We start from the raw sequence: 15,882 nt of genomic DNA, 5'->3' as shown, positions 1-15,882 counted from the left end.
TATCACTGTAGTTAAAGAAGTATTTTTAAACAACAGTATTATTTTTTAATGGTCTTTATTGCAAAATAAACATCTTTTTTGGTACTTAACACATTCACTTAGCTACGCAAAACATTATAATCTTTTGAATGAATTTCTAAATTCAACTTATTTGAGTAAGCCTTATTCAAAATAAGAAATACTATCCCTCCTACAATTGGAATAGTGTAGGCTGGAATATAATTTAATAATAGACCTGATAGTGCCATTGCTATAGGAAGCATCATTTTCCCTAAACTTAATCCAATACTAAGCACTCTTCCCCTATATTTATCAGGAATCTCTTTTTGCATGAAATAAATTAAAGGAATATCAATTAGCGCTATAATAAGCCCTAAAAAGAACATAACAACACAATACGTAATAACGTATACAAAATCATTTACTTCAAAACTTTTGAATAAAACTGGAATTCCTGAAATAATCATAAAAACTGCCAGCATAGAACTTAGCTTTTTCAAAAGATAAGAGTAAGAAAAACGATCAGTTATCTTTTTTACTAAAATTGCACCAATTATCATCCCTACTGGAAAAGTCCCTTGAATGATACCAAATTGCTTAGAACTAAGATTGAGAACTGTATTAATAATGTATGGCAATGGAACAGTTACAGCAAACCCTAAGAAGAAATTAAGTGAAATTAAAATTCGAAACGTATTCTTTAAGCTTTCCTTTTCAATTAAGTATGAAAACCCCTCTTTTATATCTTTAATAAAATTAATTCTCCTTTTTGAGCATTCCTCATTTATGTTGAAATCGAACAGTTTAAAATGAATAAATAATATGGATATACCCGAAAGAATAAATGAAATACCGTTTATAATTATAAAAATCTTAATATCAAAGACTGCAAAAACGATGCCACCTAACATAGGACCGAGAATTAAAGATACAGAATCGATAATTTTACTTATAGAGTTAATACTCATAAGCCTCTCTTTAGAGACGATATTTGGTTTTGCGGCTTCTAATCCTATTCCAAAAAATGTTGTAAATACCGTCATAAGAAAGGTAGTTGTATAAATGATGAATAAGTTTAATCCATAATTGCTGCTTAATATATAAACCATTATTAATAAGCATCCACTTAGTAAATCCATACAAACAACCAGTTTCTTTTTATCAACCTTATCAGCAACTACACCGGCAAATGGATTCATAACAATCATTGGAATCGTTCCTAAAATGAGTGTAATCGCAAAATTTAACGCAGATCCAGTTATTTGTAAAACATATAATCCTAATGCGAAACTATAAATAGAACTACCAAATATAGATATTGTTTTCGCAATTGAATAGAGACAAATATTTTTTAGTTCTTGATTACTTTTTTTATTTTCTACATGTAATCGTAAACTCTCCATAACTTTTCCCTCCCACTGAACTTTGTATTACGTACAGTGTAAGTTCTTGGGTCAACCCAATATCAATATGCTATTATTAAAAACTTCTAAAAGAAAAATTTAAAAAGATGGGGTTAACCCCATGCTCATCAAGCTAAGCTCATGTAACGTCAATGATAAGTGATATTTCTTCTTTTTCTTCGAAAATCTATATGTAGGTGCTTTAAAGATTTGCAAACGAAATAAACTCAAACGGATTTTATTTTTTGAATTAAGTCGCTTGATTAAATCGTTGTAATTGATTAGATACAGAAATAGACATATAAAAAACGCCATCCTTTCCTATAATTCTATAGAAAGGATAACGTCTTTTTTGCTTTATATAGCCGTTTAATAATTACGTTTGTTATTTATATAATCTTCGTTAGCGAAAGTAAATCAATTTGGTTTTTTCAATAAACGAGTGCTTATCATTAGAATTCAAATTTAACAGGTCTTAAAAAAAGTTCTTCTAATGTATCTTTTGCCTCTTTACTTTCAAACAAAATCTCGTATAAAGCGTTACTAATTGGAAGTTCGACATCATATTGTTTAGATAGTTCTTTCAATGCTTTTACCGTTGAAACTCCTTCTGCCAATTTATCAAAATTTTGACCTAAGACAAACGCTTCTCCGAATTTTCGATTGTGACTATGTAATGAGAACAATGTTGCCTCATAATCCCCTAAATGACTCAATCCATATATCGTTAAATCATTTCCTCCCATAGCTGTAACCAAACGTGAAAGTTCCCTGGTCCCTCTAGCCATTAGTGAACCTTTCAAACTGCTGTAATTCAATCCATCCAACATTCCTGCGGCGATTCCCATAACATTTTTTGTAGCAGCTCCTATTTCATTGCCGATTAAATCTTGTCCATAGTAAAACCTTATTAAATCACTATTAAACTCCTGTACAATTTTCTTAGTGATACCAATATTCTCAGATCCAATCACCATACAATTCGGAATGTCATTTACAAAATCCTGTACATGTCCAGGTCCTATCCAAACGGCTATATTGGTATTTTTCCCAACAATTTCACTAAATACTTGAGAAAGCCTCTTTCCACTTGTTGCTTCAAGTCCTTTCATACATAAAATAAAGGTTTTTCCTTGTATTTCATCAATTAAGTTTAGTTGATTAGCAAAAGAACGTAATTCCTGTGCACTAATTGATATAATAATAATCTCCGCAAATGAAATTGCTTTATGTAGAGAATTACTTAGCTCGAGATCTTCTGAGAGCTTAAGATAATCATTCTTTCTTGTTTCACTTAATTCAATGTAATTTCTTGAATTTTCTCTCCCCCACAACATTACATTATGACCAATCTTGTTAGCATACCAAGCTATAAAAGTACCCCAACGTCCACAACCAAGAACTGAAATATTCAATAATCTCACCTTTGTCTTTATAATTTTTTTATTATGAAATGAATGGTTTTACTTATATTGTTCAATATTGGATAAACATTAACAAATATCCTTCATCTCTAATTAACATAAGATGATATTATCAGTAGTCAACAATGGAAAGAATCTTCGTTTTGGGAGAATTGTAATTTTCTAGGTTGATGGTGTACTACCGCAATGATAAAAATAACTCGGTTGTCATAAAATACATCATATTTTCATTCTGAAATCATTATAGAGGTTTAACCTTATATCTCTCCTGCATTTTGAAAAACTACCTTAAGCATTTTATTTATTATTTCGCTTATTACTTTGAAACTTTTAAATCTCACTAGCCATCGAAAGGTAGAACAATAAGATTATTAGAAATCTCGTTTTATCTCTTTCATATAAGGTCACGTATACAAATGATGAATTTTTTTATTGAAATGTAAAAAGTAATATGTTATCTTCTATTACATTGATTAATTACATATGAGAAATCATGTATAACTCCAAGAATATGGCTTGGGGGTCTCTACCAGGAACCATTAACTCCTGACTACAAAATGCGTCTTTTAGCGTTTGTAGTCAGGAGTTTTTTTGTTCTAAGGTAAATAATTTAGAGAAGGGAATACAAAAAATGAATTTTAAAGTTTTTATATTAGCTTTAGCAACAATAGCAGTAGGTCTTGTTGAGCTAATTGTTGGAGGGATATTGCCAGACATCGCTAAAGATTTTGGTGTTTCTTTAAGTTCTGCTGGTCAACTAATTACAATTTTTGCCCTTACTTATGCTTTAGCAGGTCCTGTATTATTAATTTTCACAAGTAAAGTGGAAAGAAAAAAATTGTATATTATTTCACTTTACATTTTTCTAATTGGTAATATACTCACTTATTTTAGCCCTAACTTTACTTTTATGATGATAGCAAGAATCTTGACTGCTATGAGTACTGCTTTAGTGGTAGTACTTTCACTTACAATTGCAGCTAAAATCGTTAATCCCTCTTACCGAGCAAAAGCGTTGGGATTAATTTATATGGGCATTAGTTCTTCGCTTGTTCTAGGGGTACCATTAGGAATATTAATTTCAAACACATTCGGTTGGAGAGTAATTTTTTTATGTATAGCTATTTTATCATTGGGATCCATTATCTTAATTTCGGTATTTTTAGAGAAAATACCTGGAGAAGAAAACCGAACTCCTTTATCTATCCAATTAAAAGCTGTTTGTAGTCCGAAACTAGGATCTGCACATCTAGCTACTATGTTTATGTTAGCAGGACACTATACTTTATATGCCTATTTTACTCCTTTTTTAGAAGAGAAGTTTCACCTGAGCCCTTATTGGATTAGTATATTTTATTTAGTATTTGGTATAGCTGCAGTAAGTGGTGGAGCTTTCGGTGGTGTATTATCAGATAAAATAGGTGCTCAAAAAAGTATTGTAATAGTTATTACTTTATTTGCTTTAATCCTATTTATATTACCGTTCACTACAGTTTCTATTAGCCTATTTATTCCTGTTATGATAGTCTGGGCTGCATTGAGTTGGGGCCTTGCACCACCTCAACAAAGTTATTTAATACAATCTGCCCCAGACACATCAGATATACAGCAAAGCTTTAATAATTCCGCTCTACAAATAGGAATTTCACTCGGGTCTGCAGTTGGAGGTATAGCTTTAAAACAAGTGCATGATGTCGCTAACATGGCCTGGGTTGGCGGATTTCTAGTCCTTCTATCTTTAGGTTTAGCTATCTTTTCTATTACTAGACATACGTTGACAAGAGAATGCCATTTATAAGTAAAAGAAGAGGTAAATCGCTTGTATTAGTAAATAGTCCGGTTATTAAACCGGACTTAAATTTCAAAAAACAAAATACAACTTTTCTATGTCACACAATCAGGTAACGATGGGGTTAACTTCATCTTTTTCCTAAAAATGAATATGTATAAATTTCTTCTCCTTGAACAAAGAAATCCTCGTACTTTCCGCCTCGATTCAAATAATTTGAAGTTCTTTCATCAATGAATTGAAACTGTAGATTTTGGATTTCTTTCGTTACTTTTGAAAGTGTAAAATTTTCTCGAAACCTAGTTTCAATTTGGCTGTTTATGCTAAAATTTTTAAATAAAATAAATAAACTTAATAAATAACAATCAGGTTTTAAAAGAGAATTTAATTTGTGAAGTAAAAAATTCTCATGCTCAAAACTATAATTACTAGTACCAGACTGATCAATTACAATATCAACAGACTGATTCTGAATAGGTATACTTAAAAAATCAGCACAGATAAAGAGAATGTTTCTTTTCGGATTTCTTCTTTCTAATACATCTTTTAAAAATAGTAGTTTATTCAAATCTCGATCAACTGCAATAAATAAGCAATCCTCGGGTAGTTCTTCATAAATATTTCGCAAAAAGAACCCAAGACCCGATCCTATATCAAGTAGTATTTTGTTATTTAAATCTAATTGCATTAGTTTCTTTTTCGCCCATTCTCCTTCTCTATGCATATTTTCCAAATATGCAGTATCAGTTTCATGAATATAATCTGAAATAGAACTTTCAAATGAAGATCGCTCATATGCTTTAAATAAATTGCCAGCTGTTAGAATACCTGAAGTAATAATGTATTCTTCCCCACAGTTACAAATTAACTTTCCCTCTGTAATTTGATTGCAATTAATAATTCCATTTTGAAGAATTAGGTTTTTACTACACTTAAAACATGTAAATAAATGAAGTACGCTTAAATCTATCCCAATAATAGAATTCGGAGTTTCATTTGTTAGCGATAAATCATTTAACACTTCTTTTAATTTATCCCTTCTCTCCTCTAAAACTTGTATTTCTTGTTCAAGCGTTTCGTATTTCGATTTAAATAAAGATTGGTAAAGAGTATCTTTTTCGTAATTCATAGATTTCGCTAAATTTTGATAAAGAAAAAGTTCTTTAATTTCATTCAAACTAAAACCTAGCCATTTGTACTCTAATATAAGCTCTATATCTTTTTGACAATACTCATCAAAAAAATAATGGCCACCTTTCTTTTCAGGAATAATTAGTCCGATATCCATATAATGTCTAATTGTATCTATACTTATATTATTTTTTTCTCCAAACTTTCCGATTTTCATAATATCACTACCATTTAAATATTTTTTTATATAGATTTCTATTTTTATCTTTAAAAACCCTTTCATCTCTCTATAAAACATTATTCACGGTATGAAAAAATGGTATTATTTATATTGGTGGGCCCCAAAATATAACATGCAACTTTTGGTTTTATGTATGGGAAATTATCAGTATTAAAATTATTAAACCTAAATAGATTTATAACCTTCTACTTAATGAAATATACATGTAAACGGACATCATAGCATTACTTTTATTGAACCATTGGAGCAGGATTACTGTAGAAGGTTACTTATAATATATCTTAAACAAAATGTACACGAGGTGCTAAAATGGCAAGGTTAAAATTATTAAAAGGGATAGGACATGATACTGTTCACAGTTATTTAAGCTTAATGAATTATAGAGAAAACGGATATGTTATTGAACATTTATATAATATTGCTGAAGAGAAAAATATAGATAGCATTGTCATAAATATTTTAGAAAAAAGTATTAGACCCAAAGTTTTTGAAATTCCAATAATAAAGGAGTCTTTAGATGATTTATTGAAAGACTTCGAACGTCTTTTAAAAAGTGGAAATATTCCCTTAGATAATGTTTTTTCCGCAACAGCAAGCATAATTTTCAATATTGAAGATCCATACATTGGTGTTTCCAGTGCTAAACTAGAAACATATGATTGTTTTGTAGAGATTATAGATAAAAATGAAAAATCACATAAAATTACTGTTAAAGAATGGTGGAGGTAGTTCCCTCCTTCTTTAATTAACAGGTTTGAAATTACCGATACTAATGATAAAAATGGTGTAGCTCAAGTATTAGAAAAGTTAATTGGTACTGTTAACAAAAGTAATGGAGGATTAGAAAATGAAAATTGCAATAGTCTGTTTCGATAAGTTTACTGATATAGATGTTTTTCTACCATGGGATTTATTAAATCGTGTACGTTTAGTTGGCGGTATTTCTGATTGGAATGTCCAACTATTAGGAACGGAAAAAACTCATATATCCATGTCTGGCTTACGTATTCCCATGACAGGAAGCATATCAGATATTCCTTCTGCTGACGCTGTAATATTTGCAAGTGGCCAAGGGGTACAAGATTTATATAAAAACCAAGAATATATTACTAGTATTCATGTAGATCCTCAAAGACAATTAATAGGATCTATGTGTTCTGGTTCACTACTACTAGGAGCTAAAAAATTGCTAACTGGCAAAAAAGCAACTACATATCCATCCGCAGTAGAACAGCTTAAAGAATTTGATGTAGACGTTATTGAACAAAGTTTCGTAAACGAAGGAAATATCTCGACTGCTGCGGGTTGTTTTGCTGCTCAAGATCTCTCAGCTTGGATCATAAGAACTCTAATTAATGAAGAAATGGTTAATACTGTGCTAGAAACGGTTCAGCCAGTAGGTAAAGGTTTATATTTTTAATTTCAACTTGATGGCGACGTGGTGTGTCCCATTTTCAAATAAAAAAACCCGCGAATCATTCACGGGTTTTTCCTTTTAATAACTAATTGCTATTGTACCTTCACCTGCATGAACAGCAAATGAAATCGGTAATGGATACAGTTTGAAATCCATTTCAGGAAATGATTGTTTAATATCTGAAATCCATTCTTCAGCTCCATCTTTATCGTTAGCATAGAACATATGAAGTACTTTTGGTAATTCTTTTTCAAGCTCATTTTTAATGTATTCTCTACATTTTTGTATTTTACGCACTTTCTTTTCAAGTAAAAGTTCTCCGCCTTTTACTTCTAAGATTAAGTTGACACTTAATAAACTTCCAAGTAAAAATTGAACTCCCTTTACACGACCACTTGCATATAAACCTTTTAAGCTCTTTGGAAATACATAATAAGGTCTTCTTTTTTCATCAACTAATGTTTTGTGTATATCTTGTAAAGTCATACCATCATTGTATAACGTCTTAGCTTTTCTCATAAGTTCATCCATTGGATAACTTGTCGTTTCACTATCTAATACAGTTAAAGGGAAACCTGCCATATCAGCAGCTAGCTTCATATTTTGATAGGTCCCACTTACTTTTCCGCTAATAGCAATTGCAAAGCCTTCTTCATATTCTTCTTTACATTTTGTAAATAACTCTACCATTTCTCCTATGTTAGGTTGTGAAGTAGTAACCGTTCTTCCGTCATTTAACGCTTCATAAAGACGTTCATGAACTCCCTCTTCGCAATCTTTATACGACACTCCATCAATAATAACTTCAATTGGGATAACAAAATTATCTCCTTCTGTTGTAAAACTCGCAGTTGTACTATCAGTAATCCAAGCAACACGCTTCATGTTGTTCCTCCCTTATTCAATTCCTCTTTTCTGACTTTTCTATATATTTATCTTATGAAAAGAGAATATCCCCTGTAATAGTAACAGGACTTTAATATTTTGGCTATAGAAGATGTATAATAAATGTGAATATTTTTTGTCTATTTGTCAAAAAAGAAGACCGCGAAATTTTGCGGTCTTTTTGTAACATTACTTAAATCTTTCGTTATCTAAAATTACAACATAATCATTCGTCAATCGGCCAGCTTCTTTCGTATAACTAACAAGTCTTTGTATGTTATCACAGCTAAGTTTTGCTCCCCATACGAGTAAGGGTACACCGATAAAGTCGATGTGGAACCTTCTAGAAAACAGTCCACCAAAAGTCATGGGTAAAGGAACTGTTGGTGATGTATTAGAAAAAATAATCTTTTCATGACTTTGATAATGTTTTTGCAAAATCTCTCCTAAATGCTTCATCGCAGGTACAACGACCTTTGATGCTCCGCATCCAATTGTATATACGGGATTCCCATATTCATCTTGTCCATGAAAAATAATCTTCCCCATATCTTCTGTTTTCAATTTATTAAAGTACTCCACATTTAAAATTTCTTCTTTCGTTAACTTCCGATCGGTTGGTAATTTATTCAAATGGTAAGCTGCAGCGAGTGCAGTTGAATGTGTTCCGCCAAAATCTGTGTAAATGAATATCATATTATCATCCCTTGTTGTAAAAGTTCAATATTATTTAGTATTTCCGTTCACAGCATTGTTAAACAAGGGATAAATGTATTTACACTTTTTGTATTAACATATTATATTTTTTCCAAATATAATATCGTCTACTAATTACTGTACCTAATGTGATGCATAAAAAGGCATTCGTTACAACCATTAATGTGTAGTGAGTACTGCCAGAAAACATACTTTGCTTAATTACAATTTTCGCACCTAAAATAACAAGAAGAATAATTGTACTTAACCAATTTCCTTTTCGTAATACATGACCTGTTTCACTATCTAATCGAAATGTTAAAGCTTTTCCCCTAATAACTCCAAGACCCAATCCAATTCCGAGCATTGCAACGAATAGTAGTACGTGCAATATATTTAATTGTCCCATATGAATAATAGACTGGATTGTTACAAAGCACAGCAAAGCCGGAATGAGCCAAATACGATTAATATTCACTTTGTATTCCTTACCTTGCACTAATACAATTATAAGAATAACAAGTAGAATAACAAATAGAATATCCATTTAGAGTCCTCCTATATACTTGTTTACCTTTGAAAATTATATTCGTCTCTGCTCATACCATACTTGAAATACGATAGCTACTTTAATTTGTATAATATGGAATGTGGTTTCCCATCAGCCTGAAGCATAATTTATAAAAGTAAAAAGACGTACTTTTTACTCATACGTCTTTAGTAGCTTTATTAGTACATTCCTAAACTGTTTTAAACTTTTATTTCATATTCAATATCTATCAAACCTACTACTTGGTCTTCATATATAGCTACTAGTTCAATAGCTGGATTTCATATTTTTCTTTCTCTCTAAGTACATTGTCAGAATATGCTGTACCTAAAAAAGATAACGAACGGCAACGTACCCAGCTTATTTCGTCTTCTTTTTTAGATGCTCTAATTTTTATAGCCATGTAATTACAAAACCCCTTCTATTTCTACCATTAATTTTTCAGGTCCTGCCCCTTTATTTGATGGAATAACTAATGTGATTCCTAAGTCTGGGTATACGGCTGAGCGAAAACTAACGCCAGGATCATATCCCATTACATGATATTTAAAAATGGTATTCTGTTTTTTCTCAATCCATATTCCATAACCGTAAGACTGACTATTATTCACTAAAATATGAGGGGTTAAAAGTAAATTTGTATATTGGTGGCTTAATATTTCATTATTAAATAGAGACTTCCAAAATTTCAACATGTCTGGTGCAGTAACGTAGGCACCGCCATCAGCGCCTCCCTTAATAGGTATAGAATATACATTTGTTCTCCATTTTTGATCATTTACATCTTTTATATATCCTATGGCTGTATCTTTAGGTAAATTATCTAAAGAAAAATAACCCGAATCATTCATTCCAACTGGAACAAATATATTTCTTTCTATATATTCCGTAAATTCAAGCCCGGACTGTTGTTCTATAATTAATCCGAGTATGATAAAACCGGCATTGTTGTAGTGAAACTTACTTCCTGGGGCAAACATCATATTACTGTTTTGGAATAATGGTAAAAAGTCTCTTAAACCTTTTAATAGATACATAGGTGTTTTTTTCCAAATATCCTCGAAATTAGCCATAATACTTTCATCAAAATAATCTGGAATACCAGAGCTATGCGTTAGAAGTTGATGTATTGTAATGTCTTGATCGAAGTTTGGAAATTCAATACTTAAACAATCTTTTAATTTTGTATGAAAAGAAAGTAAACCTTTTTCAACGAGTTGACATATGCCAATTGCAGTAAATATTTTACATCCTGAAGCGATTCCGAATCTTGTTTGTAGTGTATTGTTTATACCTTCACTTCGGTTAGCATATCCAAATGAATTTTCGTAGATAATGTCATTTTCTCTTTTAATTAAAATTACCCCGGAAAACTCTAATTCTTGGTGTAATTCTTTTACAATTTTCGCAACCTCATTATTTGTATTGATCATGACAACCACCCTTATCATTCAATAATGTTCTTCCACCTAATTATTTTTCAATATAGAGATGGAAGAACCCTCTTATTACGTGCCATTAATTTTAAAAAGGAAGAAAGATTATTTTGAATCTATGGATTCAGCTGTATATACTTTGATCCTTGAAGGTAATAAAGTATATACACACAATATGATAGTAATTAATAGCATTATAAATGCGCCTACAGTTACTACAAATTGAATGGACAGAAATTGAGTTGCTACTCCGAAGAGTATCGTTACAAAAATTGTTATAATTGCAATGATAAGCCCGTAAATGCTACCAATTCGCCCCATTAAATCAACAGGAACATTATTTTGATAAAATGTGTAATACCCCGTATTTGCAAACGCCATAGAGAAAGATAGTATAAAGAATCCAATTGCAGCTATTAAAAATCCATTTGAAAAAGCATAGACCATATAACCGATCGCGATGAATAGTGATCCTACTCCAATAAGAAATGCAGTTGCTAATTTTTTTGACAAAATAGTGTTTATTATTGCCCCTAAAATAATACCTGCACCAGCAATGCTAACTAGGAAACCGTATTTACTATCTGTTAGTAGTAAAATTTCTTTCGCAAACGATAGTTCAAGGGCATCAATAGCTGTTGCTAATACCATTATCCCCTGGAATAAGAAGTATACACATACGATATACGTAGATTTTTTACTGAAATTTAAAACTATGTTCCAATCTTTTTTTAGTACAGTTAGAGATAACTTATCACTTGATGTATTAGATTCGTATCTTTTATCAAGATTAGGTAAAAGTAATGTAATTAACCCTGATAACAGAAATGCTATAGCATTCATATATATAGCAAACTCTGGTGTACCAGTTATTAATAATATCCCCGCCACTGCTGGGCCAATTAAAAAAGCGCCAGATCCTATTAAACTACGTAGTGAATTGAAACGTTGCCTTTTGTCTACTGGAATTAGTTTTGTCATATATGTCATAGCAGTTGGCTCATAAATTGCACTAGCCATGCTAATAAAGAATACTAAGAGATAGACACTCCAAAGAGATGGAAGTAAAGGTAACATAGCGATAAGTATTACGCGATATATATCAAGGTGGATCATTAACTTCCGTTTATTTAAACGATCTATCAAACTTCCTGACCAAGCATTTGTAAATAATGTCGCAAATGGCTTAATTACATATAAAGTAGCGACCGCTAAAGCCGATCCTCCCATATTATATACAAGTATATTTAATGCAATTAAATAAATCCATGCACCTAAATTTGCAATACCAACTCCGGACAGTAGTAATAAAGGATATTTCCAATCTTCAAGTAATTTTTTCACTTTAGGCACCCGCTTTCAAGTTTGTTTTAAATCAATAAAAAAATCCCACCCCCAAGACTTAAAGTCTTAGGGACGAGATTTATCATCGCGGTGCCACCCTAGTTTGTTAATATGTCGCCATATTAACCTTATCAGGTACTGCATTTCAAAATGCCTATACCTTAGCTCTATAACGGGAGCTACCGTCACTCCACCCCCTAATTAAAGGTTCCGGTGTGCTGCTCAGAGGCTTGATTCAATAAAAGATTTTTGCTCCTTTTCAGCTAAATGGAGCTCTCTGTGAAAAATACATTTTATTTACTCTTCTCTTCATTGCATGTAATTTTATCCATATTATCATAGAGGTTTTATATTGTAAATAATTTAAAAGAATAATCTGTTTTTTAAAACGGAGCATCCCTTATAATTTTTTGTGTTTTTTTATTTAATACAAAATACGGTGCGTGAAATTGCTTGTAATTTTATTAAAAAGAGCCCATTATGTTCTAGGCTCTTTCGAAATTCTATATTAATCTGCACTTGCTTCTGCTAATGGTTCTAGAGGTGGTTCTAAATCTATTTTTAAAGTAGCTCCTTCTTGTATAACTTGTCCTTTTTCAATACTTTGCCCGGTTACATACCCTGTGCCTATTGTTTTTAAATCTAATTTCAGAAGCTTGGAGAAATACATAACATCGCGCATTGACCAACCTTTTAAATTAGGCATTTCCACATTATTCCCTACTAGAAATATACGATCTCCTTCACTCATTATTTCGCCAGGCTGCGGATATTGTTTTATTATCTTTCCTTCTCCTAATAATACTGGCTGAAGTTTTTCTTTTTCTATAATATTTTTTATTGTATCTATCGATTGGTTCACATAATTTTGTACTTTTATTTCAGCCTGCTTCGTTGCATCAGTCATTTGTTTTTCTGTATATGGTTTCACTTTTAAATATTCTAGACTATTTTTCATAACTGGTTTAAAAATTTCAGAAAGAGGCTGAGCGCCGTACTCATCGCCCTTTAATTTCGGTTGTTTAATAGCTAAATATACAACTAATTGCGGATCATCAATCGGAGCCATCCCTAAGAAAGAAAAAATATAATTTTCTTTCCCTTCCATATATCGTCCATTTTCAGGATTAGGGATTTGCGCTGTTCCTGTTTTACCGCCAATTGAATACCCATCAATTTTATACATCGTTCCCGTTCCTTTTGATGAAGTTATTACTCGCTCCATTAAGCCCCTAACCTTTTCTGATGTTTCTTTTTTTATCGGATTCCCAATTTCTTTAGGTTGATTTTCCATAATAACTTGTTTATTTGTTGGATTTACAACCTTATCAACAATATAAGGTTGCATCATTTTCCCATCATTTGCTATAGCTGTGGCTGCTTGTATTATTTGAATAGGAGTTACAGTAGATCCTTGGCCGAAAGAAGTAGTAACTTGTTGAATTTGAGTATTTAACAATAATGTATTTTTACTTTCTCCGGGCAAATCTATACCTGTTTTTTGATTGAACCCAAATTTATTCATATATTGCTTAAATTTATTTGGTTTCAGTAATTGGTCTTCTAAAATAGAAAAGGCGACGTTTGATGACCTTTCAAACCCTTCATCAAATGTAATTGAGCCCCATCCATATCCGCCATTATGATCTTTGATTTCTGCTGAACCAACTGCGTACTTTCCTGATTGGAAATATTCTTTTCCGTTGTATACACCTTCATTTATTGCGGCAGCTAATGTGAATATTTTCATTGTGGACCCTGGCTCATATGCGTTCGCAATTGGATCATTTAAAAAATATTCAATGTCTCCTTTGTTAGGATTATAACTAGGCTTACTAGACATTGCTAAAATTTGCCCGGTTTTTGGATCTGCTATAATACCTACTAACATAGAAGGATCATAGTGTTGCTCAGCTTTATTCATCGCTTCTTCTAAAAAACTATCAATTTGTTTATCTAATGTAAGGTATACGTTGTTCCCATTTTTAGCAGGTTCTACTTTTCCTATATCATTTGTAAGTGGGATTCCTTTTCGTGAACCTACATATGAAACATTACCATTTGTAGAGCGCAAATATTTATCTAAACTTTCTTCAAGCCCAAACTTCCCCACCGCATTACCTTTATCGTCTGGTCTTGCAAAACCAAGTATATACGAGGCGAAATCTTCATTTGGGTATACTCTGGCTTTTTCTGTTGTAAACGATACACCTGGTATTTTCAAATTTTTAATTTCTTCCTTCGCTTCTCTAGATAAGTTACGTCCAATTTTACCAATTTCAACTTGCGTACGTCCTTCATGAAAATTTTTCATGATCTCCTCTTTATCAATTTCAAGCGCATCTGCTAAACGTTGTGCAGTATCTTCTTTATCTTTTAATTTATCTTTTCCTTTTAAGTTTACAACGATGCGATATGTCGTTGAGTCTTGGACTAATACTTTACCGTTTTGATCATAAATTGTCCCGCGATTTGCCTCTAAAACTCCATTTATGTTTTGTTGCTCCTTCGCAAGATCCTTTACATTAACATCATGCACGACTCCTACCGCTTGAATATAAAATATGCGTAAAAGCATAGTAAGAAACAAAACAATAAAAGCAATCATCATATATCGAGCGCCTTTATTCGTTTGAAGTTTATGCATATTTATCTCCTTTCTTTTCCAATGTATTAATGCAAAGATGTGTTACTAGATATGTTCTTTATTATATTAGATACTATATTTTTCGAAGTTTTTTTAGTAATTCCTCTATAACTATAAGAAAACTAGCTATGTTACTACTTGTTTTTTATTAATTTATCTTTTAAAAATAAAAAATACGGTAAGTGAAATTTAAGAAATTTCAAATAAAAAGAACCTACTTTTTGTAGGTTCTTCAGATTAAGCTATATGGTTATATTTCGCTAAAAAAGGCACCCGTTTTGCTACTAGTGCATACATTTTAAAAATAAAACTTGCTAACGGTTCAAATATACGTGCACTTTGCATTACTAATCCACTTGTAATAAATGTTAAGAACGCAGCACCAAGTATATCTAGAGGATAATGAACGCCTACGTACATGCGTGATACACCTACTAATATTGCCCATATTAACGCGATATATTTAAGGTTTTCTCCTCTAAGAATAAATACGAAAGCAATCGAAAATACAAGCACAGAATGATCACTTACAAATGATGAATCTGCTGCATGCGGTACTAATTGATTTACATGATGTGTTATAAAAGGACGCGGATGGTAATATACCGCATGTATAAGAACATTTACTAATAATGCAATACTGACTGAAAGTGTCGTATATAACACTGTATATTGTTTTCTAATTGCATTCTCTTTCTTTCCATTATTGAACCATAGGATAAGCATGAATAGAATAGCTACATATGGAACACTATTTGTAATAGCGATCATTAGCGTATCTAATAGCTTGGATGATCCAGCAAAGTTATTAATCCATTGAAATACTGTGAAATTCATAGTACTCTCTCCTTATTATTACTCATTGTACTTTAAATAAAGATACAAGTGTTCTTGATTTACACAGTATACAACATCAATA

Annotated in this window: 13 protein-coding genes, 1 pseudogene, 1 riboswitch and 1 other annotated feature; of the genes and pseudogenes, 3 read left to right on the top strand and 11 right to left on the bottom strand. The window is 31.6% G+C overall.

All coding sequences use genetic code 11. The annotated features are described in order from the left end of the window. Window positions 1–98 precede the first annotated feature (98 nt). Together BAU23_RS11550 and BAU23_RS11545 are read right to left on the bottom strand one after the other, a co-directional pair. The gene (locus tag BAU23_RS11550) at window positions 99–1,403 is read right to left on the bottom strand and encodes an MFS transporter (RefSeq protein WP_000445101.1); all 1,305 of its coding nucleotides are present in this window, start codon (window positions 1,401–1,403) and stop codon (window positions 99–101) included. 452 nt (window positions 1,404–1,855) lie between these two features. Next, complete coding sequence (locus BAU23_RS11545; RefSeq protein ID WP_002076114.1) at window positions 1,856–2,827, bottom strand: NAD(P)H-dependent glycerol-3-phosphate dehydrogenase; 972 nt, start codon at window positions 2,825–2,827, stop codon at window positions 1,856–1,858. A gap of 473 nt (window positions 2,828–3,300) precedes the next feature. Further along, window positions 3,301–3,400: riboswitch (purine riboswitch) on the top strand. Between the two features lie 58 nt (window positions 3,401–3,458). Between BAU23_RS11545 and BAU23_RS11540 the strand changes: the two genes are divergently transcribed. Next, a complete protein-coding gene (locus BAU23_RS11540; RefSeq protein WP_016129563.1) occupies window positions 3,459–4,625 on the top strand; it encodes an MFS transporter in 1,167 nt (388 codons plus the stop codon). 121 nt (window positions 4,626–4,746) lie between these two features. Here BAU23_RS11540 and BAU23_RS11535 read toward each other — a convergent pair whose 3' ends face one another. Then, a complete protein-coding gene (locus BAU23_RS11535; protein ID WP_033670435.1) occupies window positions 4,747–5,964 on the bottom strand; it encodes a methyltransferase domain-containing protein in 1,218 nt (405 codons plus the stop codon). 333 nt (window positions 5,965–6,297) lie between these two features. On the opposite strand from BAU23_RS11535, the gene BAU23_RS11530 reads away from it, so the two are divergent. Beyond that, the gene (locus BAU23_RS11530) at window positions 6,298–6,717 is read left to right on the top strand and encodes a hypothetical protein (RefSeq protein ID WP_071734480.1); all 420 of its coding nucleotides are present in this window, start codon (window positions 6,298–6,300) and stop codon (window positions 6,715–6,717) included. A 118-nt stretch (window positions 6,718–6,835) separates the two neighbouring features. Further along, window positions 6,836–7,408 carry a DJ-1/PfpI family protein gene (locus tag BAU23_RS11525; RefSeq protein WP_000684427.1) on the top strand — a complete coding sequence of 191 codons (573 nt, stop codon included), beginning with the start codon at window positions 6,836–6,838 and terminating at the stop codon, window positions 7,406–7,408. Window positions 7,409–7,483: 75 nt separating this feature from the next. Here BAU23_RS11525 and BAU23_RS11520 read toward each other — a convergent pair whose 3' ends face one another. From BAU23_RS11520 to BAU23_RS11490, 8 genes and pseudogenes are all read right to left on the bottom strand, one after another. Next, window positions 7,484–8,290: a DegV family protein gene (locus tag BAU23_RS11520; protein WP_000831936.1), complete on the bottom strand. Its 807-nt coding sequence runs from the start codon at window positions 8,288–8,290 to the stop codon at window positions 7,484–7,486. Window positions 8,291–8,479: 189 nt separating this feature from the next. Further along, window positions 8,480–8,986, bottom strand: coding sequence for a DUF3189 family protein (locus BAU23_RS11515; protein ID WP_071734479.1), 507 nt, complete (start codon window positions 8,984–8,986; stop codon window positions 8,480–8,482). A 79-nt stretch (window positions 8,987–9,065) separates the two neighbouring features. Continuing rightward, complete coding sequence (locus BAU23_RS11510) at window positions 9,066–9,533, bottom strand: DUF1453 family protein (protein WP_000353193.1); 468 nt, start codon at window positions 9,531–9,533, stop codon at window positions 9,066–9,068. A gap of 209 nt (window positions 9,534–9,742) precedes the next feature. Further along, window positions 9,743–9,939: pseudogene (locus BAU23_RS30175) on the bottom strand (GNAT family N-acetyltransferase); the annotation flags it as partial. A 4-nt stretch (window positions 9,940–9,943) separates the two neighbouring features. Beyond that, window positions 9,944–10,969, bottom strand: a complete 1,026-nt coding sequence (locus BAU23_RS11505; RefSeq protein WP_000611146.1) for a serine hydrolase domain-containing protein — start codon at window positions 10,967–10,969, stop codon at window positions 9,944–9,946. Window positions 10,970–11,077: 108 nt separating this feature from the next. Beyond that, entirely contained in the window at window positions 11,078–12,316 is a 1,239-nt protein-coding gene (locus BAU23_RS11500; protein ID WP_000734560.1) for an MFS transporter, read from the bottom strand. Between the two features lie 65 nt (window positions 12,317–12,381). Next, window positions 12,382–12,638, bottom strand: a binding site (T-box leader). Window positions 12,639–12,824: 186 nt separating this feature from the next. Beyond that, the gene (locus tag BAU23_RS11495) at window positions 12,825–14,963 is read right to left on the bottom strand and encodes a penicillin-binding protein (RefSeq protein ID WP_000549367.1); all 2,139 of its coding nucleotides are present in this window, start codon (window positions 14,961–14,963) and stop codon (window positions 12,825–12,827) included. A 237-nt stretch (window positions 14,964–15,200) separates the two neighbouring features. Continuing rightward, entirely contained in the window at window positions 15,201–15,800 is a 600-nt protein-coding gene (locus BAU23_RS11490; protein WP_001011952.1) for an undecaprenyl-diphosphatase, read from the bottom strand. Between the last annotated feature and the right edge of the window lie 82 nt (window positions 15,801–15,882).

Source organism: Bacillus nitratireducens, from assembly GCF_001884135.1.
In the GTDB taxonomy this organism is placed as follows: domain Bacteria; phylum Bacillota; class Bacilli; order Bacillales; family Bacillaceae_G; genus Bacillus_A; species Bacillus_A nitratireducens.
The sequence above is the reverse complement of the archived record's forward strand: the minus strand, read 5'-3'. Positions and strand labels throughout refer to the sequence as shown.